The 19289-nt window shown below is 40.1% G+C and carries 22 protein-coding genes; 13 read left to right on the top strand and 9 right to left on the bottom strand.

The genetic code is table 11. The annotated features are described in order from the left end of the window. Positions 1-5: 5 nt before the first annotated feature. The gene (locus P6709_RS01880; RefSeq protein ID WP_278239185.1) at positions 6-1127 is read right to left on the bottom strand and encodes an AI-2E family transporter; all 1122 of its coding nucleotides are present in this window, start codon (positions 1125-1127) and stop codon (positions 6-8) included. Between the two features lie 133 nt (positions 1128-1260). Here P6709_RS01880 and P6709_RS01875 point away from each other — a divergent pair, with 133 nt between their 5' ends. From P6709_RS01875 to P6709_RS01865, 3 genes are all read left to right on the top strand, one after another. Then, the gene (locus P6709_RS01875; protein ID WP_278239184.1) at positions 1261-1545 is read left to right on the top strand and encodes a YkvA family protein; all 285 of its coding nucleotides are present in this window, start codon (positions 1261-1263) and stop codon (positions 1543-1545) included. A 215-nt stretch (positions 1546-1760) separates the two neighbouring features. Then, positions 1761-1961, top strand: a complete 201-nt coding sequence (locus P6709_RS01870; RefSeq protein ID WP_039809180.1) for a cold-shock protein — start codon at positions 1761-1763, stop codon at positions 1959-1961. A 149-nt stretch (positions 1962-2110) separates the two neighbouring features. Further along, complete coding sequence (locus tag P6709_RS01865) at positions 2111-2281, top strand: hypothetical protein (protein ID WP_278239183.1); 171 nt, start codon at positions 2111-2113, stop codon at positions 2279-2281. A gap of 61 nt (positions 2282-2342) precedes the next feature. Here P6709_RS01865 and P6709_RS01860 read toward each other — a convergent pair whose 3' ends face one another. Beyond that, positions 2343-2648: a DUF3817 domain-containing protein gene (locus P6709_RS01860; RefSeq protein WP_278239182.1), complete on the bottom strand. Its 306-nt coding sequence runs from the start codon at positions 2646-2648 to the stop codon at positions 2343-2345. 195 nt (positions 2649-2843) lie between these two features. Between P6709_RS01860 and P6709_RS01855 the strand changes: the two genes are divergently transcribed. Next, positions 2844-3302, top strand: a complete 459-nt coding sequence (locus P6709_RS01855; RefSeq protein ID WP_278239181.1) for a YkvA family protein — start codon at positions 2844-2846, stop codon at positions 3300-3302. A gap of 49 nt (positions 3303-3351) precedes the next feature. Here P6709_RS01855 and P6709_RS01850 read toward each other — a convergent pair whose 3' ends face one another. After that, positions 3352-4953, bottom strand: a complete 1602-nt coding sequence (locus P6709_RS01850; RefSeq protein ID WP_278239180.1) for an ABC-F family ATP-binding cassette domain-containing protein — start codon at positions 4951-4953, stop codon at positions 3352-3354. Between the two features lie 196 nt (positions 4954-5149). On the opposite strand from P6709_RS01850, the gene P6709_RS01845 reads away from it, so the two are divergent. Next, a complete protein-coding gene (locus P6709_RS01845; RefSeq protein ID WP_278239179.1) occupies positions 5150-5755 on the top strand; it encodes an alpha/beta hydrolase in 606 nt (201 codons plus the stop codon). A gap of 132 nt (positions 5756-5887) precedes the next feature. Here the strand turns inward: P6709_RS01845 and pepF are convergent, their stop codons facing one another. Next, entirely contained in the window at positions 5888-7711 is a 1824-nt protein-coding gene (gene pepF / locus P6709_RS01840; RefSeq protein ID WP_278239178.1) for an oligoendopeptidase F, read from the bottom strand. Between the two features lie 187 nt (positions 7712-7898). On the opposite strand from pepF, the gene P6709_RS01835 reads away from it, so the two are divergent. After that, complete coding sequence (locus tag P6709_RS01835) at positions 7899-8276, top strand: PadR family transcriptional regulator (protein WP_278239177.1); 378 nt, start codon at positions 7899-7901, stop codon at positions 8274-8276. Positions 8277-8319: 43 nt separating this feature from the next. Here P6709_RS01835 and P6709_RS01830 read toward each other — a convergent pair whose 3' ends face one another. Further along, entirely contained in the window at positions 8320-9504 is a 1185-nt protein-coding gene (locus tag P6709_RS01830; protein ID WP_278239176.1) for an LL-diaminopimelate aminotransferase, read from the bottom strand. A gap of 113 nt (positions 9505-9617) precedes the next feature. On the opposite strand from P6709_RS01830, the gene P6709_RS01825 reads away from it, so the two are divergent. From P6709_RS01825 to ssuD, 7 genes are all read left to right on the top strand, one after another. Next, positions 9618-10895 (top strand): DUF4139 domain-containing protein, encoded by a 1278-nt coding sequence (locus P6709_RS01825; protein WP_278239175.1) that lies wholly within the window; start codon positions 9618-9620, stop codon positions 10893-10895. An 85-nt stretch (positions 10896-10980) separates the two neighbouring features. Continuing rightward, positions 10981-11847 carry a CvfB family protein gene (locus P6709_RS01820; RefSeq protein ID WP_278239174.1) on the top strand — a complete coding sequence of 289 codons (867 nt, stop codon included), beginning with the start codon at positions 10981-10983 and terminating at the stop codon, positions 11845-11847. Positions 11848-11933: 86 nt separating this feature from the next. Then, a complete protein-coding gene (locus tag P6709_RS01815) occupies positions 11934-12362 on the top strand; it encodes a hypothetical protein (RefSeq protein ID WP_278239173.1) in 429 nt (142 codons plus the stop codon). Between the two features lie 13 nt (positions 12363-12375). Continuing rightward, positions 12376-12570, top strand: a complete 195-nt coding sequence (locus tag P6709_RS01810; protein WP_278239172.1) for a hypothetical protein — start codon at positions 12376-12378, stop codon at positions 12568-12570. Between the two features lie 271 nt (positions 12571-12841). Next, a complete protein-coding gene (locus P6709_RS01805; protein ID WP_278239171.1) occupies positions 12842-13318 on the top strand; it encodes a cell wall hydrolase in 477 nt (158 codons plus the stop codon). A 24-nt stretch (positions 13319-13342) separates the two neighbouring features. After that, positions 13343-13780, top strand: a complete 438-nt coding sequence (gene gerQ, locus P6709_RS01800; RefSeq protein WP_442905283.1) for a spore coat protein GerQ — start codon at positions 13343-13345, stop codon at positions 13778-13780. An 804-nt stretch (positions 13781-14584) separates the two neighbouring features. Further along, positions 14585-15640, top strand: coding sequence for an FMNH2-dependent alkanesulfonate monooxygenase (gene ssuD, locus P6709_RS01795; RefSeq protein WP_278239170.1), 1056 nt, complete (start codon positions 14585-14587; stop codon positions 15638-15640). A gap of 49 nt (positions 15641-15689) precedes the next feature. Here ssuD and P6709_RS01790 read toward each other — a convergent pair whose 3' ends face one another. The 4 genes from P6709_RS01790 to P6709_RS01775 all read right to left on the bottom strand — a co-directional run bounded on the left by P6709_RS01790 (position 15690) and on the right by P6709_RS01775 (position 19251). Beyond that, a complete protein-coding gene (locus P6709_RS01790; protein WP_278239169.1) occupies positions 15690-16787 on the bottom strand; it encodes a metallophosphoesterase in 1098 nt (365 codons plus the stop codon). Between the two features lie 31 nt (positions 16788-16818). After that, on the bottom strand, positions 16819-17430 hold the full coding sequence (locus P6709_RS01785) for a DUF6241 domain-containing protein (RefSeq protein ID WP_278239168.1): 612 nt from the start codon (positions 17428-17430) through the stop codon (positions 16819-16821). A 505-nt stretch (positions 17431-17935) separates the two neighbouring features. Beyond that, positions 17936-18898, bottom strand: a complete 963-nt coding sequence (locus P6709_RS01780; protein WP_278239167.1) for a hypothetical protein — start codon at positions 18896-18898, stop codon at positions 17936-17938. A gap of 89 nt (positions 18899-18987) precedes the next feature. Then, on the bottom strand, positions 18988-19251 hold the full coding sequence (locus P6709_RS01775; protein ID WP_278239166.1) for a DUF2524 family protein: 264 nt from the start codon (positions 19249-19251) through the stop codon (positions 18988-18990). Between the last annotated feature and the right edge of the window lie 38 nt (positions 19252-19289).

Below are 19289 nucleotides of genomic sequence, written 5' to 3'. Positions count from 1 at the left end.
TTTTGTTATACCATGTGATTTTTGTTCATCTTATTTTCATTATACCTCTTGCGAATCGTGATAAACCGGTACGCGTTTACGATAATCGTTTTCCCTACAGCATAGGTTGGAACTGCCATGATCAGTCCGAGCAGTCCGCCAAAGCTTCCGGCAACCAAAAGGATAAAGATAATGGTCAATGGGTGAATGGCGAGCTTTCTACCCATTACCTGAGGAGAAATTAAATTACTTTCAATTTGCTGAACAACGATAATCGCCACAACAACCAGCAGGGCTTTTAATGGAGAATCAAGGAACCCGACAATCACTGCTGGTATTGTGCCAATGAATGGACCGATAAAAGGAATAACATTTGTCAGCATGGCTACGATTGCAAGGACAAGTGAGTATTCAAGCCCTAAAATTAAATAGGCAATGTACAATAAAACCCCAATAAACATACTGACAATAATTTGTCCCTGAATATAAGAACTCAAAGCAATATCCATATCTTCAAGTACTTTTCTGCCTTCAGGACGAAACTCCTCGGGTGTAAAGCGCAAAAATTGATCGGGCAGCTTTTGTCCGTCCTTCAGCATATAAAATAATACAAAAGGGATCGTAACAATTACAATCGCTATGCTGGTTAAAATCCCTAGCAGAGATACAATATTTGATCCAATCGAATCAACGGCACCCTGCAAATAATCAGCCGCGCTACTGGCGATTTCCTGATATGAAATATCCTGGCTTTCCTGAAGGCTTTTAAACCATTCGGATTGCTGAAGATTAACAAGCATGGAAGTAAGTTCTTCAAAAATGGATGGTATATTATCTACCAATGAATTAAACTGCTCTGATAATGGAGGTCCAGCTATGAACACAAGCCCGGTAATAATTCCGATTCCGATTAAATAAATTAGCAGGATCGACAGCGCCCGTGGCAGGTACTTTGAAACCAGTGCTACAATCGGACGCAGCAGGTAGTAAAGGACGCCGGCAATAGCAATAGGAGCAAAAAGAGTTGTTACAATGATCGTAATTGGAGTAAATATAAAGCTGACTAAATCCATTAAATAGATGATAATAAGAATGGTAATGAGGCCGAAGCCTAATCGAAACCACTTTGACTTTGCTAACTCCGACAAAAATATCCCTCCGTATGTATGCATATGATTGATATTATCATACATGACTCACTCTATTTTTGCTATTTTTTTCTTATTACATTCTGAAACTATTAATTCAATCTGTCGTATTAAGAAGAGAGGAGTGAGATAATTGATTAAATTTTGGTCGAGATTACGCTTTATATTTACTTTAAGGAAGTCACTTCCATTTGCTAAAGAATACTTTACATCAAGGGATGTACCTGTTTTGAAAAAAATACTGCCGGTCTTTATTTTCTTAGTGTACGCAGTTATTCCTATTGATTTTGTTCCTGATTACCTGATTGTTTTAGGTATCCTGGACGATACGGCGGTCGCTGCTTACCTCTTTCAGCTTATGGTTAAAATGGCGCCTCCGCATTTGGCAGCAAAGTATCAATTGCTTAAAGAAAAATAGTAGTCAGATAATATGGAAAAATTCCTCACAATACATTTGACATTTAAAATGAACGATGTATAATAAGGATAACAAGTCAATAGCAAAAATACCTGCAAGTTACAGATTCACATATTACAAAAAGTGATCGGAACGCACGGTACTTTTCGTAATATGTGAATTTTCTTATGGGTAAGTTTGCATATTGTCAATTAATATTTTGGAGGTTTTTCATTATGAAAACTGGTACAGTAAAATGGTTTAACGCAGAAAAAGGTTTCGGCTTCATCGAAGTTGAAGGAGAAAACGACGTATTCGTACACTTCTCTGCAATCACAGGAGAAGGCTTCAAATCACTTGACGAAGGCCAACAGGTTGAGTTTGAAGTGGTTGAAGGTAACCGTGGACCACAAGCAGCTAACGTTGTAAAACTGTAATTGTTTATATAAAAAAGCCATCCGGGCAACCGGGTGGCTTTTTTCATGCCGTCTAACCGGACGCCTAAGTTGATAGAAGTGCAGGCAAGGCTTGTGCCCAAGCACCTTGATCCCAAATTGAATACAATACGTCAAAAGGGGTGAAGAGCATGTCCAATCAACCAAAAAAGAAAGCTGAAGAAGTCAAAGAAGAAGTTAAAGAAGAAAGAGTGCATCCATTCGACTCTTTTTGGAAATTTCATAAAGATAGAGAAGAAAATAAAGCAGAAGAAAAAGAGGCAGATGAGAACGAAGAAAAGAAGAGACCATTCTGGTGGTAAGATTGACTTTTTGCTTTTACGAGCAATTTAAAAATTCATCGTCGGCTGACGATGAATTTTTTTATCCGGTCTGAGACAGCTCATAATTTTTCAGCTTCGGGTCTAATGCGAAATTGCCAAATGGAATAAAAGCAACGATAAAAGAAAGGATGGGCCAGTACCATTTCCATCTTGTTTTCAGCGTTACATAGGCAATGACTAAACAATAAATTACGAACAAAAAGCCATGAATAGATCCCACCAGCGTGACCGCTTCAGGAAAGCCAAACCAGTATTTAAGCGGCATTGCGAGTCCAACTAAAATTAATAAAGAAACTCCTTCAAAGTATCCCATGAACCGCAGTCTTCCAATCGGTGTTTTTAACATATCAATTCCTCCTGATGCCTTACAATCGCTGCTATCAGTTTATCAGAAAGAGAGGGGAATCTGGATCAAATTCACGAGATTGACAAAAAATTGTCCAGTCCCAATCTTTAAGTTCGAACAATTCAGATTTAATGCGCAGGCGATAGGGTATGTGTATACATATAAAGGTGATCTAAGTGCAAAGGGGATGAGGAAATGACAAATGAAATACAAACAGAAAAACATGAAAACTTTTATTATTCACTTAGAGAAAAGATAAACAGGTGGCTCGAACAGAAAACAGGTAAAAATCATAAGTATGCCAAATATCTGCTTTTTGCTCCTGATATATTTTATCTACTAATACAGGTGGTGAAAGATCCGCGAGTGGCAAAAAAAGATAAAGCCCTGACGCTTGGGGCGATCGGCTATTTCATTTTGCCCATCGATGTCATTCCTGAAGGTGTAATCGGACCTGGAGGCTACATTGATGACATTATCGTGGCTTCGTTCGTGCTGCAGACGATTGTAAATCATCTTTCTCCTGACATTATCCGGGAGCACTGGGCTGGAGATGAGGACGGGCTCAATGTAGTAAATAAAATTGCCGGATTGTCACAAAAAGTGATGGGAAAGGGAGTCGTTCCAAAAATCATCAGCAAGTTCACCAAATAACACGATGCAAAAAGCCCCTGCTTCCAAGCAGGGGCTTTCGTCTTTGTAATTAAGATACACTTGTTTTATTCCACTCAAGAAACTCATCATAAGACAATTGCTTGTCAGTAATCTTGCCGTCTTTTATATCAATGATGCGATTTGCAATCGTTTGAACAAACTGGTGGTCATGAGAAGCAAAAATCATCGCACCTTTATAATTAATCAATCCGTTATTTAAAGCGGTAATGGACTCTAAATCAAGGTGATTGGTCGGTTCATCCAACAACAGTACATTTGCCTGCTTTAACATCATGCGTGACAACATGCAGCGAACTTTTTCTCCACCGGAAAGAACACTTGGTTTTTTTCGTACTTCTTCACCGGAGAAAAGCATTCTGCCAAGGAATCCACGCAGGAACGTTTCACTTTGATCATTAGGTGAATACTGACGAAGCCAATCAACAAGATCAGATTCATTCCCTGCAAAGTATTCGCCGTTGTCATGAGGGAAATAGGCTTGAGAGGTCGTAACACCCCATTTAAAGCTTCCACTGTCCGGCTCCATTTCGCCCATTAAAATTTTCATGAGCGTAGTCTTCGCAATTTCATCTGTTCCGACTAAAGCGATTTTGTCTTCTTTGTTCATAGTAAAAGAGATGTTATCTAATACTTTTACACCATCAATTGTTTTGGATAAATCTTTAACTTGCAGGACATCATTGCCTATTTCACGCTCAGTCTCAAAATTAACAAATGGATATTTACGGGATGATGGTTTAATATCATCCAGTGAAATTTTTTCAAGCGATTTTTTACGGGAAGTCGCCTGTTTGGATTTTGAGGCATTGGCGCTAAATCGAGCAACGAAAGCCTGAAGTTCTTTAATTTTTTCTTCTTTTTTCTTGTTTTGGTCATGCATCATCTTTTGAGCAAGCTGACTTGACTCATACCAGAAATCATAGTTTCCGACATAAACCTGAATTTTACTGAAATCAAGATCCGCTATATGCGTACAAACGGTATTTAAAAAGTGTCTGTCGTGGGATACGACAATAACGGTATTTTCAAAATTAATAAGGAAGTCTTCGAGCCATTGAATCGCTTGAATATCAAGTCCGTTTGTCGGCTCATCTAAAAGAAGGACATCCGGCTTTCCAAAAAGAGCTTGAGCAAGCAAAACTTTTACCTTTTCTGAGCCTGTCAATTCAGACATTTTTTTGGTAAACATGTCTTCACGGATTCCAAGGCCCTGTAAAAGGATCGCAGCTTCGGATTCTGCTTCCCAGCCGTTCATCTCTGCAAATTCGCCTTCAAGCTCTGCAGCCTTTATGCCGTCTTCATCAGAGAAATCCTCTTTCATGTAAATCGCATTTTTTTCCTGCATTACTTCAAACAGCCGTGCATGGCCCATCAAAACAACATTGAGCACTTCATGCTCCTCATACTCAAAGTGATTCTGCTTAAGAACCGCAAGCCGTTCATTGGCGCCCATTGATACATTACCGGTTTGCGCTTCAATTTCTCCTGATAAGATCTTCAGAAAAGTAGATTTTCCTGCACCATTTGCTCCGATCAAGCCGTAGCAATTACCCGGATTAAACTTAATATTTACATCTTCAAACAGCTTCCGGTCGCCAAACCGCAAGCTGACATCTGTTACTTGAATCATTTCAATTCCCTCCATAACACATACGTATCGTTGAATTATATCATTAATACTTGATTTTTGCTTAACATTTACATGAATTTTAAAGAGAAACGTGATATCTTGAAATAAAGTATTTTAAATTTGAAACAATAAATATTTATTCTTATACTTGTATAGGGAAGATGTAAAAATACTTAAAAGAAGGGAATGGAGAGGTATGAAGCATATATACAAAAAAGGAGCACCATCTAAACCAACGCTTCTAATGCTGCATGGTACAGGAGGAACAGAGCAGGACTTGCTTGGACTTGCTGATTTCATTGATCCTGAAGCAGGCATTTTAAGTGTCCGGGGGAATGTATCCGAAAATGGCATGCCAAGATTTTTCAAGCGCCTGGCAGAAGGTGTGTTTGATTTAGAGGATCTGGCAATACGAACAGAAGAATTAAAACAATTTTTAGATGATGCTGCAAAAGAACATGAATTTGACAGGGAAAATGTCATTGCGATCGGGTATTCAAACGGTGCAAATATTGCTGGAAGCCTGATTTTTCATTATCAAGATATTGTTAAAGCAGCCATTTTGCATCACCCAATGGTACCGATTCGGGATAAAAAGCTTCCAGATCTAAATGGATTAAATGTTTTGATTACAGCAGGTGATAATGATCCGATATGTCCACCCGAAGAAACCAACGATCTCAAGCAATTACTCGAAAATGCAGGGGCGCAGACAGAAGTATTCTGGCATCATAACGGACATCAGTTAACACAGGAAGAAGCGGCAAAAGCAAAGCAGTGGTATGAAGAATTAACGAAATAACAAGCAGGGGTCATTTTACAGACCCCTGTTTTTTTGCTGTTTTTTTATCATTAGTGTATGAGGTATGAGATCGCTTAATGGCTGCTCTAACAGCAATAAAAGCGTGGTTAACGGTCATACCAAAACACTTTATTAATCCTTATAGCTTTCTTCGAGTTCGTCCACGAGTTCTCCCACATATTGAATCGCTTCTTTGAGAGGCTTATCTGAAGTCATATCTACGCCTGCATACTTTAAAAGGTCAACCGGAGTTTTTGTTCCACCTGCTTTCAGGACTTCTATCCAGCGTTTCACCGCGGACTCTCCTTCTTCTTCAATGAGCTTTGAAACAGCTGTTGAAGCAGTCAGTCCGGCACTATAGGTGTATGGATAAAGCTCCATATAATAATGGGGCTGTCTCATCCACGTTAAAGCAGCATCATCGTCTATCTCTACCGCATCTCCCCAGAAAGAAGATAAAAGGTCCTTTTTTTCTCTCGAAAGAACGGATGCGTTTATCGGTTTTCCTTCATCAGCCAGTGCGTAAACCCGCCGCTGCAATTCTCCCTCCAGGAGGTGGGTGACAAAATTATGGTAGTAGGTGCCTAAAAATTGAAGTATCACCCACCGTTTCATACGCGGATCCTCAGTTGTTCTAAGTAAATGCTTTCCTAGAAGCAATTCATTCATCGTAGACGGAGCCTCGATAAAGTATCTGGAGGGACGGGTATTCATGTAGCTTTGATTGTGACCTGCCAGATAAAAGTGACCTGCGTGACCCAGCTCATGTGTTAAAACAAAAGCACCCCGCATGGTATCTGTCCAGGTCATCAGTATGTAGGGGTGGACATTATACGGGCTCGAGCAAAAAGCACCAGTTGATTTACCAATATTATCTGCAAGGTCAATCCATTGTTCCGTAAGTCCTTTATTCATGATCTTTAAATATTCAGGTCCCATGACCTCCAGAGATTCCATAATAATCTTTCCTGCATTTTCATAGGATGTAGGAGGCTCAAAGTCCGGATCCAGCGGCGCTTTTAAATCTGCAAACGTCATTTTGTCTAAACCAAGCACCCGCTTACGAAGTTTTGCCAGCTTTCTCATATGCGGAGCAAGCTCAGCTTGAATAATGGTCAGCTGATTTAAGTACATTTCTTTAGATACTTGCTGGGAATGCAGCAGCATGTCTGTCACGGATTCAAAGCCTCTAAGTTTAGCCAGGGTCGATTGCTTAGTTACTTCCGCTGCAAATGTGGAAGCAAACGTATGCTGGTAGCGCTTAAGGGTTTTTGAAAAGGATGCGTACGCTTTTCTTCTAATTTCAGGATGTTTAGAAAATTCATAGCGGTCTTCATAAAGAGCAAAAGAGAGAGGAAGTGCTTCTCCGCTATCAAGTAAAATATTTTCAAACGTCATATCTGATGTCTTACTTCGCTGGTAGATCGTATAAGGACTGCCAAGGACCTGACCTAACGCCGCAAGAGCTTCTTCCGTTTGAGGAGAGAGAAGGTACGGCTTCCACGAAAGAATATCCTCAATCATGGTTTTAAAACGGCTTATTGAACCTTCATCTGAAATAAGCTGCCTCAAATCATGTTCAGGCAGCTGGGATAGTTCAGTTGAGATAAAAGAGGTTTTTTTATTGATTTCTGCCATCTCAGTTCCTATCCTTGAGGCATTGATCTGGTTCTCTTCGCTCGTTCCATCAGCAGCATACAGTAGATTCGCCCATGTGGAAACGCGCACGAGCTGAATAATTAGGGTTTCATACTGTTCAAGACATTGTTCAATTTGAGTTTTTCCTTTATGTAACGTGCCTTTGAAGTCACTAAGCTTTTCAGTCTGCAGTCTAAGCGCCTCCAGGCTTTCTTCCCACTGCTCTTTTGAAGTAAACAAATCCGATAGGTTCCAGCTAAGTGCATCAGGAACCTCTTTTCTGGTCAAACGTCCTGGTACTGACTTTAAAGTCGTCACATCAACCATCCTTTCCTTTATTTAGGGTTACTAAATAGTATACAGAATAGTTAGACGATTGAATACTGCTTTACGAAAATGCCTATTTTATCACTTGCGAACATATGGTCGTTTTATTATCCTAAGGGAGGAAAACGTGGTAAAATAAAGGAAACAAAGAATCTTTTGGAGGGATGGAGGAAATAGAGTGAGTAAAAATAATCCGAAAAAGTTTGCATTAAATATGAGTGCTTCCCAGTTTACGAAATTTTACATACTTCATCTTTTGTCCATCCAGCATTCAGGCATGATCAGCGAGCACTTTAAAGCAGAATTCCGTAAAATAGGCGGGAATTGGGAGCCTGCGCCAAGTACGCTTCTTGATGCTTTGCATGATATGACAGATGAAGGACTGCTTCACCGCACGGATGACTATAAATCTCATGAGAAAAAACGGCAGAAAGTGTATTGGTACCGGTTGACGGATAAGGGCAAAGATGAATTCGGACTGATGAAAAAGCAGTTTTTACCGTTGTTTGAAGAACAGAAACGGATTATCGAAAATATCTTAAAAACGGTCTATTAACAAAGAGGCAAACGACCTGGTCGTTTGCCTCTTTGTTAAGATATTAAAGCAAGGAGTGGGAGGGGAAAAGAGCCAGCTCGCCGACTCTTTCAGCTGCTTCAATGAGCAAATCTGTGTCCTGTACTAAAGCAATTCTCACATACCCTTCTCCTGTTGGACCAAAAGCGTGCCCTGGGGTTACAACGACATGTGCTTCGTCCATAAGCGTTTGGCAAAACTCCATAGAAGTCATGTTTTGCGGGACCGGAGCCCAGACAAACATGCCGCCTTCAGGAGCAGGAATCTCCCAGCCGAATGAGCGGGTGGTGGCGAGGAACATGTCTCTTCGATGCTGATAAATGGCCCGGGCTTCTTCAGCGTACCAGTCACCTTCAGTCAGCGCTCTGGCTGCAGCAAGCTGTATAGGCTTGAAAACCCCGTAGTCGAGATTAGACTTCATTTGACAGATTGACTGAATGACAGACGGGTTTCCTGCAACATAGCCTACGCGGCACCCGGCCATATTAAAGCTTTTAGAAAGTGAATTTGTTTCCACCCCAACCTCTAAAGCCCCTGGAGTTGAAAGAAAACTCATAGGTTTTTTCCCATCGTAATAAAGCTCCCCATACGCAAAATCATGAACAATTAAAATTTGATGTTTTTTAGCAAATTGGACTGCTTTTTCATAAAAAGCAGACGTTGCCTGAACAGGAACTGGATTTCCCGGAAAGTTTAAAATCATTAATGACGTCTGATTTGCGATGTGGGCTGGAATAGCCTCTAAATCAGGAAGAAAATGATTTTCCTTTTTCAGCGGCATATAGTACGGTTTTGCTTCTGCCATTGAAATCCCTGTTTCATAGGCAGTGTATCCAGGATCCGGAACCAGTACATAATCATCCGGGTTGCAAAAAACCATTGGAATATGAACCAATGCATCTTGTGATCCCATTGACAGCATGACTTCCGTTTGAGGATCAAGCGTTACGCTGTGCTGTCTGCTGTAGTAGGCTGCGACCGCCTGATCGAATTCATTAATACCGGTTAAGGTATACCCGTATTGATCTACTGCTCTTGACATATCCGATATCGTTTCACGAATGAAATCGGGAGGAGCCAGGTCAGGGCTTCCGATGCTGAGGTCAATCATTTGTGCTCCTTCACTGATCTTTAGATGTTTATAGGCGGATAATTCACTGAAGATAAGTGTTTTAAATCCGTCCATTCTTTTTGCATGTGGAAACTCCATCCGTTCATTCCCTCTTTTCTATGTAAGTATGATCCTGCTTAAAATCAATCTTCAACATTGTACCAAAAAGTGAGACAATAGAAAATATTGAAGTCTTTATCCGCCTAAAGGAGATGATTACCATCAACTATTGGAACGAAAGCCAGCGCAAATCCATGAATCTGATTGTATATGAAAACAATTTCGCCCTTATTCAGGAAAAAAGAGAGCTGTCTGCCGGTACCCCGGAATGGATCATGCTTTCGAATCTGCCGTTGACGATGGACGAATCAAGTCTAAGAATAACAGGTATCCACGTGAAGGAATGGAGATTTCGACAGTCAGAAGGGATTACAAAAGAAACAATATTACGCGCATTAGAAGGAGGTCAAATCCTGTTTAAGCAAACAGATGAAAAGCAAAAAAGCTTCAAACTAATTGCATCTTCACCTGACTTTATAATAGAAGATCCTGTCACAAAAGAAGTCCTGGTGAATCCTTCAGGACAGCTCTCTGTAGAACGTGTGCCGGAAGAAGTTCGGGAAGATCCGGTGGTGACACTTCGGGTGGAGCCTTCATCTCATTCCACAGAGGTGGCGCTTGGCTACTTACTCGATCATTTATCATGGTCTGCTGTTTATATCGGGGTGTTGGAAAATGGAATCCTGCATATAAAAGGTACGCTTCAATTTATTAATCGGACCGGACAAAGCTTTACAGAGGTTTCACTGCAGGCAATGGCGGGCGAAACAAACCGCATTGTTTCAGACAACTCGACTGAACCTTCAGTCATGATGCTAAAGGAAAGCTCTGAGTACAGTCAGGTTACTGAAGAGGGAGAGGGCGATCTGCACCTTTATACGATCCCTTTTTTAGTGTCTCTTCCTGATCGTCAGTCCACGATGATTCCTTTTGTGCAAGCAGATGCGGCTTATCGGTTATTTTATGCCGTTACCTCTTCTGATGATCATCCATCCACAGTAGTTGAATGGACACATATGAGTGATACTCCTCTGTCAAAAGGGAAAATAACATTTTATTATGGATCTGGCGGGCGGGAGTACTTTGCAGGAGAAGATAGGATGTCTTTTACACCAAAAGGCAAAGAGGTCCAATCTGTTTTAGGCAGAGCTGTTGATATTGACAGTGAACATGAAGTTATAAGAAGCTATCTCAGCGGGGAAGATACAGTCGAAGATCATGTATATAGAATCACAAGCAGAAAAGATACACCGGCTGAAGTGATTATTTCACATGCAATCTACGGCAGGATGTGGGAATTAATTGATGCTTCCGCCGACATCCTTGCGAAAACAGCAAATGAACTTCAATTGCGCGTAACCGTTCAACCGGATGAGACCAAAATTGTTACCTTTTCCATAAAAATCATCAAGCAGAAAAGAAGAAGTTAATATCAGACTTTTATCAGGAGATGTACATTTAGCAGTGTTCATGGTAGATTAAACAACAATGAATCGTAACAGGAGGAACTAGTTTATGTATGATCAAGAAGAATCACTAGCTGGCACTGTCCAGCGTTTAACTGTAGATCGTGAAGCACCTTTTGGGTTTTATTTGATTAGAGGGGAAGATGAGTATCCGTTAAATGAGTCAGAAGTCACAGGAGAGCTGACTATTGGGGAGGCGTACGATTTCTTTTTGTATGCAGACCGAAGAGGACGGGTTGTTGCTTCGATGAACATTCCTGAAATTCGTAAAGGGTCCTATGGATGGGCAAAAGTGATAAAAGTGAATGACAGGGACGGCGCTGCACTTGATATTGGCATTTCCCGTGAAGTGACGGCCGTAGCCATGGATCTTCCTGCAGCGAAACATGTCTGGCCAAAAGCGGGAGATTATTTATATGTTACGCTTCGCACAGATCGTGCCGGAAATATGTTTGCGCGCCTTGCAACAGAAGAAGTTGTCCAGGTTCTTTCCAACCGGGCTGACCCTGAACTTCATAATAAGGAGTTAAAAGCACGCCCTTACCGGTTACTGCGCGTCGGTACATTCCTTCTTACAGAGGAAGGATATCTTTGCTTTGTTCATGAGAGTGAACGATATGAAGAGCCGCGTTTAGGAGAAGACGTGTCAGTGCGTATTATTGGCGTCAAAGAAGACGGTACACTCAATGGCTCTCTTATCCCAAGAAAACAGGACAAGATGCTTGATGATGCTGAGATTGTCTACGAATATCTTCAAGAACATGGCGGGACTATGTCATTTGGCGACAAAAGCGAGCCTGAACTTATATATGAAACATTTGGAATGAGTAAAGGCGCGTTTAAAAGAGCACTGGGCCGGCTTTACAAGGAAAAGAAGATCATACAGCAGGATGGAAGCACGTCTCTTACAGAATAGCAGACAGAAAAGGCGGGCAGCAGCTTGCTTTTTTTGCATGTAAATTTATAAACTCTAGAATACATAAATAGGAAGGAGAAACCATCATGAATATTGAATTGAATAGTCAGCAGTATAAAAAATTGATTCAGGCCCTCTATTTGGGTGATCTCGTCCTTCATTCCATGAAAGAAACAGAAGAGGGTCAGGATGAGGAGTTTATGAAGACAGAACAATACATGCTTTCATTTGCAAAAGAAGCGGGAATGGGAGAGTACGTGGAATACGATGAAAGCCTTCAGCAATATTTCCCGACCCCCGCAATGGAACAGGAATTCGATCAGGGAATGAGAACCTATGAACAGGAAATCCTTCCGGATCAGCTTGCTGCTGTACTAGCCAGAAATGAACTGGAAGAAAAAATAGCAAAAAATGAGCTGAATCAAGACGAAGCGATTGAATTACTGTTCACGCTTGAAGAAAAATATCTGGACGAAATTAATCAAAAAGGCTTTAAAAACTTACATCTTAAATAACAGGAGGCAGGATATGCGTTTTCAACCGGCGATGATTGCAGTAAATGTTATTTTTGCTCTATTAACCGGATTTTGGGCAATTCAAAACGTGGTTAGAGAGGAATACGCCATGGCTGCATTGCTGGGAATTATTTGTTTAATCAATGCATTTATATCTGTCAGGCGTTATCAGATCGCAAAGCTGTACGATAAGGAACAGCAAAAATAACAACCCACTCCCGAGGATGGGATATGATGTTAAAGATTAGAAATTGATTCAGTATTCACTTTAAATTATGAGCTGAGAGGAATTGAAGGTTGAGACTCCCTGCAGGATATGGAAGCACGAGTCCGCTTAAAGCGAATGAACCGGTAAGCGAGCATGAGACACTTTTGTCTTATGCTCGCTTTTTCTTTTTAAAGGTTGGGCTGCTGGACAAGTTCCCATTTAGGCTATGGGTCAATATCTTAACTGTAAAGGTTTAAAGAGGGTGATTTAATTGGGAAGACCTATCAAACACACAGATAGAGATGTGGATTATTTAGCCAGACTGATGCTGTCAGAAGCCATAGGAGAAGGTCCACAGGGAATGAATATGGTTGGAACAGTAGTAGCCAATCGTGTTGAAGCAGACTGTGCACCAGACTTTAAAAATCTGCGGAATATCAGACACGCGATTTATCAAACGATACCAGGCACTGGGATTCCTCATTTTGAACCAGTCCTGAACGGAACCTTGTATACGCAGCGTCCCGACGAAAGTGACCTGCAACGGGCAAGAGACTTGCTTCAAGGGTACAGAGATCCCCGTGCAAGGGAAAGTTTATGGTTTTTTAATCCAAGTCCCGGCAGTAAATTCCGGGCGCCATGCACCGAAACCATGCCGCGATCACCCATGACACAGTTTGAATTTGCTTACAGGAATCATTGTTTCTATGTTGGCGTGCCAGGCTATTGTCCAGAATTTTACCGATAAAATGAAAAGGGAGCTGATTTAGATATGAATTATGGGAATTATAATTATCCTCAGGGATCGATGATGGGAACTCAAGGCATGCAAAATACAGGAGGATTTCCATTAAATACGCCCTCAGGACCATCTTATTCGGTACCCGTAATGCCTATAGGTACAGGTCAGCAATTTCCAACAGGAGTAATAGAAGAATCATTTATCGAGAATATTCTGCGTTTTAATAAAGGTAAGATCGGCACGTTTTATTATACGTATCAGGGAAACAGCAAATGGAACGCGATGATTTACCGCGGGCGTGTAGAAACAGCTGGGCGGGACCATATCATTATTAGTGATCCGGAAAGCGGAAAAAGGTATTTGCTGCTAATGGCAAATCTTGACTGGGTGGAATTTGAAGAACGCATTAATTATCCACATATGGAAATTACGCCGGCACAGCAGGCATCACTGGACACTTCAGAGTAAACAAATAAAGGATAACCAAAAAATTTATCTTGTAGGCGAAAGAAAAGTTTGCTTGAGTCTGCAAGGTATTTACATAAGCAAAGTGGCTTGCAAAGAATTTATTCGCTTTAAATTGCCATGAAATTTAATACCTTAAAAGCGAAACACACAAAAGTTTAATTTTTATTAAAATAGAGTCTAATGTAGAAATGAGTATGGATTACTATAATTTTAAATCTTTCATCTCAATATTATAAGTATTCTAAGGTTATGAGACAGAAATAATGAAATTTAATTAACTTCCTATAATATATATTATGTAAACTAAAAAATAAAAACGATTTAATACTCATTTTTAAACTCCCCTTGTCACCTTACTATACGTTCCAATACATTTGAAGTTACATTTCTTTAATTTATTTTAAATCCCACACTCTTAGTTTGCCGTTAAATTTAAACAGCCATTTAGATCATTTGAAAATAACTAATCTTTTGGTTGAAATTAACCACTAGTTTAGACTTCATAAATCTTAGAAGCTGAAGTTGCTGGATGAGTTTTCAACCTGAAGAATTATCTTTATATAATTAGTTTTCTATTGTTGACATATTCTGAATTATCATTTAAGTTTAGTACAATCATACATAGCAAGAAATTTTTTATGTTGGACTTGCCCCATCAATTGGCAAACCAATCATAATTATTTTCAGTTCTTTATATATATAACTCATACAGCTTCTTCAAGGACGAAGCAAAGTGCGAGTTAATTTTTAGCTTTTAAAACCTATTATTCTAATCGGAATAATATATTATTTAGGAGGATTTTAATGAATATTTTTTGGTTTTTACCTACAGCCGGTGATAGCAGATATTTAGGCACAACTGTCGGGAAACGTGAAGTTACGATTGATTACCTTCAGCAGGTTGCGCAAGCGGTGGACCGGTTAGGATTTGATGGTGCACTGCTGCCTACTGGTAGAGAATGTGAAGATTCATGGGTGGTTGCATCAAGTTTGATTCCCCTTACCGAGCGTATGAAATTCTTAGTTGCGATTCGTCCAGGGCTAACGTCCCCTGCTATCTCTGCAAGGATGGCCGCAACGTTTGATCGCATTTCAGGTGGACGAGTTCTTTTAAATATTGTTCAGGGTGGAAATCCTGTAGAACTTGCTGGCGAGGGTCTGCATTTATCTCATAGTGACAGATATAAATTAACGAATGAATTTTTAACAGTCTGGAGAAAGCTTTATCTTGAAGAATCTGTACAATTTAAAGGGGATTACCTGGATATCAGGGATGGAAAATTAGGACACGAACCTGTTCAAAAACCGCACCCTCCCCTTTATCTTGGCGGCACTTCAGAGTCTGCCTATGAGGTGGCATCAGAGCATGTCGATTATTATTTAACTTGGGGAGAACCCGTTGAAATTGTAAAAGAACGAATTCAACGTGTAAGAAAGCTTGCAGAGGAAAAAGGCAGGAAAGTAAAATTCGGGATACGTTTTCACGTGATTGTAAGGGAAACGGAAGAAGAAGCCTGGAAAGCAGCAAATAATTTGATTAAGTATGTAGACGATGAAGTGATTGAAAAGACTCGTGAGAAATTTAAAGTGTTTGACTCATCTGCTCAAACGACGATGACTCAAACATCCCTTTCGAACAAAGACTCGCTTGAAATCCGCCCGGGCATATGGGCAGGCATCGGCCTGGCACGTGAAGGAGCTGGGACAGCGTTTGTTGGAGATCCCCATCAGGTTGCTGAAAACATGAGAAAATATGAAGAAATAGGAATTGATACGTTCATTCTTTCAGGCTACCCGCATCTTGAAGAGGCGTATAATGTAGCAGAACTATTGTTTCCTGTTTTAAACAAGCAAAAATAATCACAAAAATAGCTTGCAGCAATCATCTTTTGCCGCAAGCTTTTTTCCATCAATTAAATGAAATGTTAATTACCATAACCTCTGCTCTGCTTCCTATCCGAATCGGCGGTCCCCAAGTGCCAAAACCGGAAGATACAAAAGAATGGAGATTTCCCTTCTGCAGATAACCCCAATCATTTTCATAAAGCATATCTGTAATTAGATTAGCAGGAGCTGCCTGTCCTTTATGGGTGTGTCCGGAAAGAAGAACATCCACCCCTCCTTTCATCGCCTCTTCAATTTCTACAGGCTGATGATCAAGCATGATAATCGGAAGGGTTTCATCTAATCCATCCACTAATTCATCAACTGACAAACGTTCAGGATCTGTCAGATCTTTTCTCCCACTTAAATAAAAAGAATCTTCAATGAGCTCTGACTCATCAAGTAGCATTCTGATTTCAATATCTTCCATTTCCTCTATTATTTCATCCAGATCGTCCCCGTAATACTCATGATTGCCCAAAACAGCAAAAACGCCAAGCGGCGCGGTAAGTTTACCAAGTTCACTGCCCATTTCCTGCTTAACAAACGGAGCCAGATTATCATCAATAATATCACCGGGAATTAAAATAATATCAGGCTGAATGCTTTCAGAAAGCTTTGTAAGACGTTTCAGGTGATTGATCCCTACAATGGGTCCCAAATGCAGATCTGACACCATTAAAACCTGAAGCTCACGGTAAGGAGAAGGCTTTTGTATTTGAATCTCATATGTTCTAGTAATTGGACTCCATGCGTTATAGCTGCCATATAGAAAGATAAAGAGATATACTCCTATTACTGTGATTCCGGTCCAATAGATAAACATATCATTTTTCTGTTTTTTGAAGAACCAGACAACAAGATTGGCAGCGGGCAGAAGAAGCAGACTGTAGCCAATTACAATAAACCAATAGGCTCCTGCTAATTCAAAATAATATGATGAAGTGCCTCTGCCGATCAAATAAGAGAAAGTAAGTACTAGAATCAGCAGGCCGTACCATCTTTTTTTAATAGGAATCTTTGCTGCTTCAAGCCATTTCCACCCGTTATGAGCTATATAGTAAGAGAGCAGACCATATAAGAAAATAGAAAGTCCGATGGTTAAAAGTTGAGAAACGGTCATTTACTTTTCCCTTTCCTCAGTTGAAATGAGTTTAATTTGCCATGCTCTCAATATATTGCTGCTCTTCTTCAGTACTTAATATCCCCGTTGCTTCTCCTACAGTGCCGTCCTGCATTCTCCAAATTTTATTGTGTTCTTTATCAATTTTGGAGAAATCTCCTTCTTTCCAATTTGAAAGAATTTCCCGATAAACAGCTTTATTTTCCGTTGTAATTTTCGTAGACTTATCGAGTCCTTCTAAAAGCCACTCAATTCTCTTTGGATGTATTTCATAAAAGCCCCATTTTTTACTTGCTTTTATTTTCTGATGAGTCATGCCGTGGATGTATTCCTGGTAATGATAGTCATCCAACTCATCCTGACTTACCTTCTTTTTAAAAGGATTTAATCCCTCTTTTTCGTACTGCTCTAAGTCCTCATCCGTTATTGTTCCGGCAGCAGCTGCTCTGGATTCTTCAGTAAATTCCTCTTCTTTTTCATCAGAATCGCCAGCTGCAGCAGAAGGTGGATCTTCGGCTTCGCCCTGTTCATTCTCAGATTTTTGAAGTTGATCTCCTTTGTCAAGCCATTCATAGGAACTCCAAGCAATTAAACCTGCTGCAATCAGTCCGCTTAAAACAATTAAAACAACTTTTCTTGACAAAGATCAGCACCTCTTTCAACTATTCGCTCTTTATTCATCGTACATAAACTTCTATGTGTTATCAACCAGTATTTTCATGAAGTGGCATCGATACCCTTCCTGAGAGCAGAAGAAATGGATAGTAAAAAGGGAAGAAAAAATGGCGATTTAATCATAAAATTGATATAAAAGCGCGTTTTGCTGCTTCTTAATGTTGTTTAATAAAAGTTCTTTTTACAATGCGTACATTATCTGGCATATCTCCCTGAAAACAAACATACAATTTATTAATAAGCTGCGAATCATGACGATGCAGGAAACAGACAGAAACATATTGTAGAAACTTTTGTTGTTTCGTTCATGAATAATCAAGGTAAAGAACTAGTAATAATTATAACCAAAAGGAGGAAATAAAAATGAAAATAAAAGTGAAAAGCTGGAGAATGCTAAGTGCTCAGGACAAGCTGTTTATTTTGGAAGCTGTAAGTCACAGATCTCAAACAAAAAATCAATTAAAGACCGTTTCCTAATATAATTCCATCCCTTCAACCAGTGCATTGGTATCGTTCATTACTTCAGCGAGTTGGTCTTCCGCATTCGTTATTTGTACCTTTAGGTCTTCACACGTCTGCTCTGCCTGATGAAGGACGTTCTTTAAATTATCCATGGTTTTATTGATTCTTGAATGAACCGTCCATTCAGAAAAGAGATCATCAAAAAAGTAATCTGCGAACGTGAGGAACGATCCCCTATCAATTCTAAGGTCATCCGAAAATACATTATCTATATCCTGCAGCTCCGTTTCAAACCGTTGCAATTCCAACTGCGCTTTATGGATGGCGTCTTCTGAGTCGTCCAGTCTGCTGTGCTTCATGGCTGTAGCAATCAACCCTCCGCCAAGAAACGTATCCCAAGTCGACATATCCTTAGCAGATTGCATATGTTTGAAAGCATTTTCAAGTGCAAGCAAAGCTTTTTCTCCTGCTGTCAACGCTTCATTCATTTCAATAACCAGCGTATCTAAATCTCTTCTTAAAATCTGTAGAGAATCCAATTGCTGGCGCTGAGTTTGCGTGTGCGATCGAAGCCAGTTTTCTTTTTTCTCCATAAGAAGGTCCCACTCCTGGTCCAATCCCGTCCAAATAGGATTTTGAAGTTTCTTTACTACCGCCTCATAGTCCTTCTGCACATCACGAACCATTTTATCCCCTTCATTACACTTTAGTTCTGCCTCAGCAGCTTGAGCGAGTTCCCGTTTCCGCATTTGTTCTTTTTTCCCGGTCACTTCTCGAAATAAGTTGATAAACGAAAATTGGTCAAGATCATGGACATCCTGCTGTTCTTTCGTAAACAATTGATATGCTTGGTCTCTTTTTCTTTTCTGGTTATGTAATTCTTCTTCAAGGATATTTTTTCTTCTTATGAGTTTATTTCTGGCAGCTATTTCTCCTTGCAAAGCAATCTGTTCTTCCACTAACTGATTCCACATATCCATCCCTCCTACCCGTTTATACGTCTATAAAAGGTAAAAGTTTCAAAAAAGCCCAACACTCTCTTCGCTGAGTGTTGGGCTGGAATTTAATGACGCAGCAGCTGCATCTTATTTTGCATCTCCTGAATTTGAAGCCTTTTTCTTTGAAGTGTATCTTCCTGTTCTTCATTTGCTGATTTCATAAGCTTTTCAAGATCCATAAAAGCCTGCTCAAGCTGAAGCTGTGCCTGCGTGTACTCTTCATCATTCCAATGTTCCTGTAAAGATGCCTTATCATATTCCGTTTGTGCAGTTAAAATTGCTTCCTCACAATGATCCAGACAATGCTGTACAGAATCTCTTGTTGCCATGTATACTCTCTCCCTTATTTTAAGATGTTAAATAGTAT

It is taken from the genome of Jeotgalibacillus sp. ET6 (genome assembly GCF_029667115.1).
GTDB lineage: Bacteria > Bacillota > Bacilli > Bacillales > Jeotgalibacillaceae > Jeotgalibacillus.
Note: the sequence above shows the minus strand (reverse complement) of the source record. Positions and strands in the feature narration are given on the sequence as shown.

Excerpts from the sequence above, each read along its gene's own strand:
- P6709_RS01870 (WP_039809180.1), top strand. The coding sequence starts at position 1,761 with ATGAAAACTGGTACAGTAAAATGGTTTAACGCAGAAAAAGGTTTCGGC.
- P6709_RS01865 (WP_278239183.1), top strand. The coding sequence starts at position 2,111 with ATGTCCAATCAACCAAAAAAGAAAGCTGAAGAAGTCAAAGAAGAAGTT.
- P6709_RS01860 (WP_278239182.1), bottom strand. The coding sequence starts at position 2,648 with ATGTTAAAAACACCGATTGGAAGACTGCGGTTCATGGGATACTTTGAA.
- P6709_RS01855 (WP_278239181.1), top strand. The coding sequence starts at position 2,844 with ATGACAAATGAAATACAAACAGAAAAACATGAAAACTTTTATTATTCA.
- P6709_RS01850 (WP_278239180.1), bottom strand. The coding sequence starts at position 4,953 with ATGATTCAAGTAACAGATGTCAGCTTGCGGTTTGGCGACCGGAAGCTG.
- P6709_RS01845 (WP_278239179.1), top strand. The coding sequence starts at position 5,150 with ATGAAGCATATATACAAAAAAGGAGCACCATCTAAACCAACGCTTCTA.
- P6709_RS01830 (WP_278239176.1), bottom strand. The coding sequence starts at position 9,504 with ATGGAGTTTCCACATGCAAAAAGAATGGACGGATTTAAAACACTTATC.
- P6709_RS01825 (WP_278239175.1), top strand. The coding sequence starts at position 9,618 with ATGATTACCATCAACTATTGGAACGAAAGCCAGCGCAAATCCATGAAT.
- P6709_RS01820 (WP_278239174.1), top strand. The coding sequence starts at position 10,981 with ATGTATGATCAAGAAGAATCACTAGCTGGCACTGTCCAGCGTTTAACT.
- P6709_RS01815 (WP_278239173.1), top strand. The coding sequence starts at position 11,934 with ATGAATATTGAATTGAATAGTCAGCAGTATAAAAAATTGATTCAGGCC.
- P6709_RS01810 (WP_278239172.1), top strand. The coding sequence starts at position 12,376 with ATGCGTTTTCAACCGGCGATGATTGCAGTAAATGTTATTTTTGCTCTA.
- gerQ (WP_442905283.1), top strand. The coding sequence starts at position 13,343 with ATGAATTATGGGAATTATAATTATCCTCAGGGATCGATGATGGGAACT.
- ssuD (WP_278239170.1), top strand. The coding sequence starts at position 14,585 with ATGAATATTTTTTGGTTTTTACCTACAGCCGGTGATAGCAGATATTTA.
- P6709_RS01790 (WP_278239169.1), bottom strand. The coding sequence starts at position 16,787 with ATGACCGTTTCTCAACTTTTAACCATCGGACTTTCTATTTTCTTATAT.
- P6709_RS01780 (WP_278239167.1), bottom strand. The coding sequence starts at position 18,898 with ATGTGGAATCAGTTAGTGGAAGAACAGATTGCTTTGCAAGGAGAAATA.
- P6709_RS01775 (WP_278239166.1), bottom strand. The coding sequence starts at position 19,251 with ATGGCAACAAGAGATTCTGTACAGCATTGTCTGGATCATTGTGAGGAA.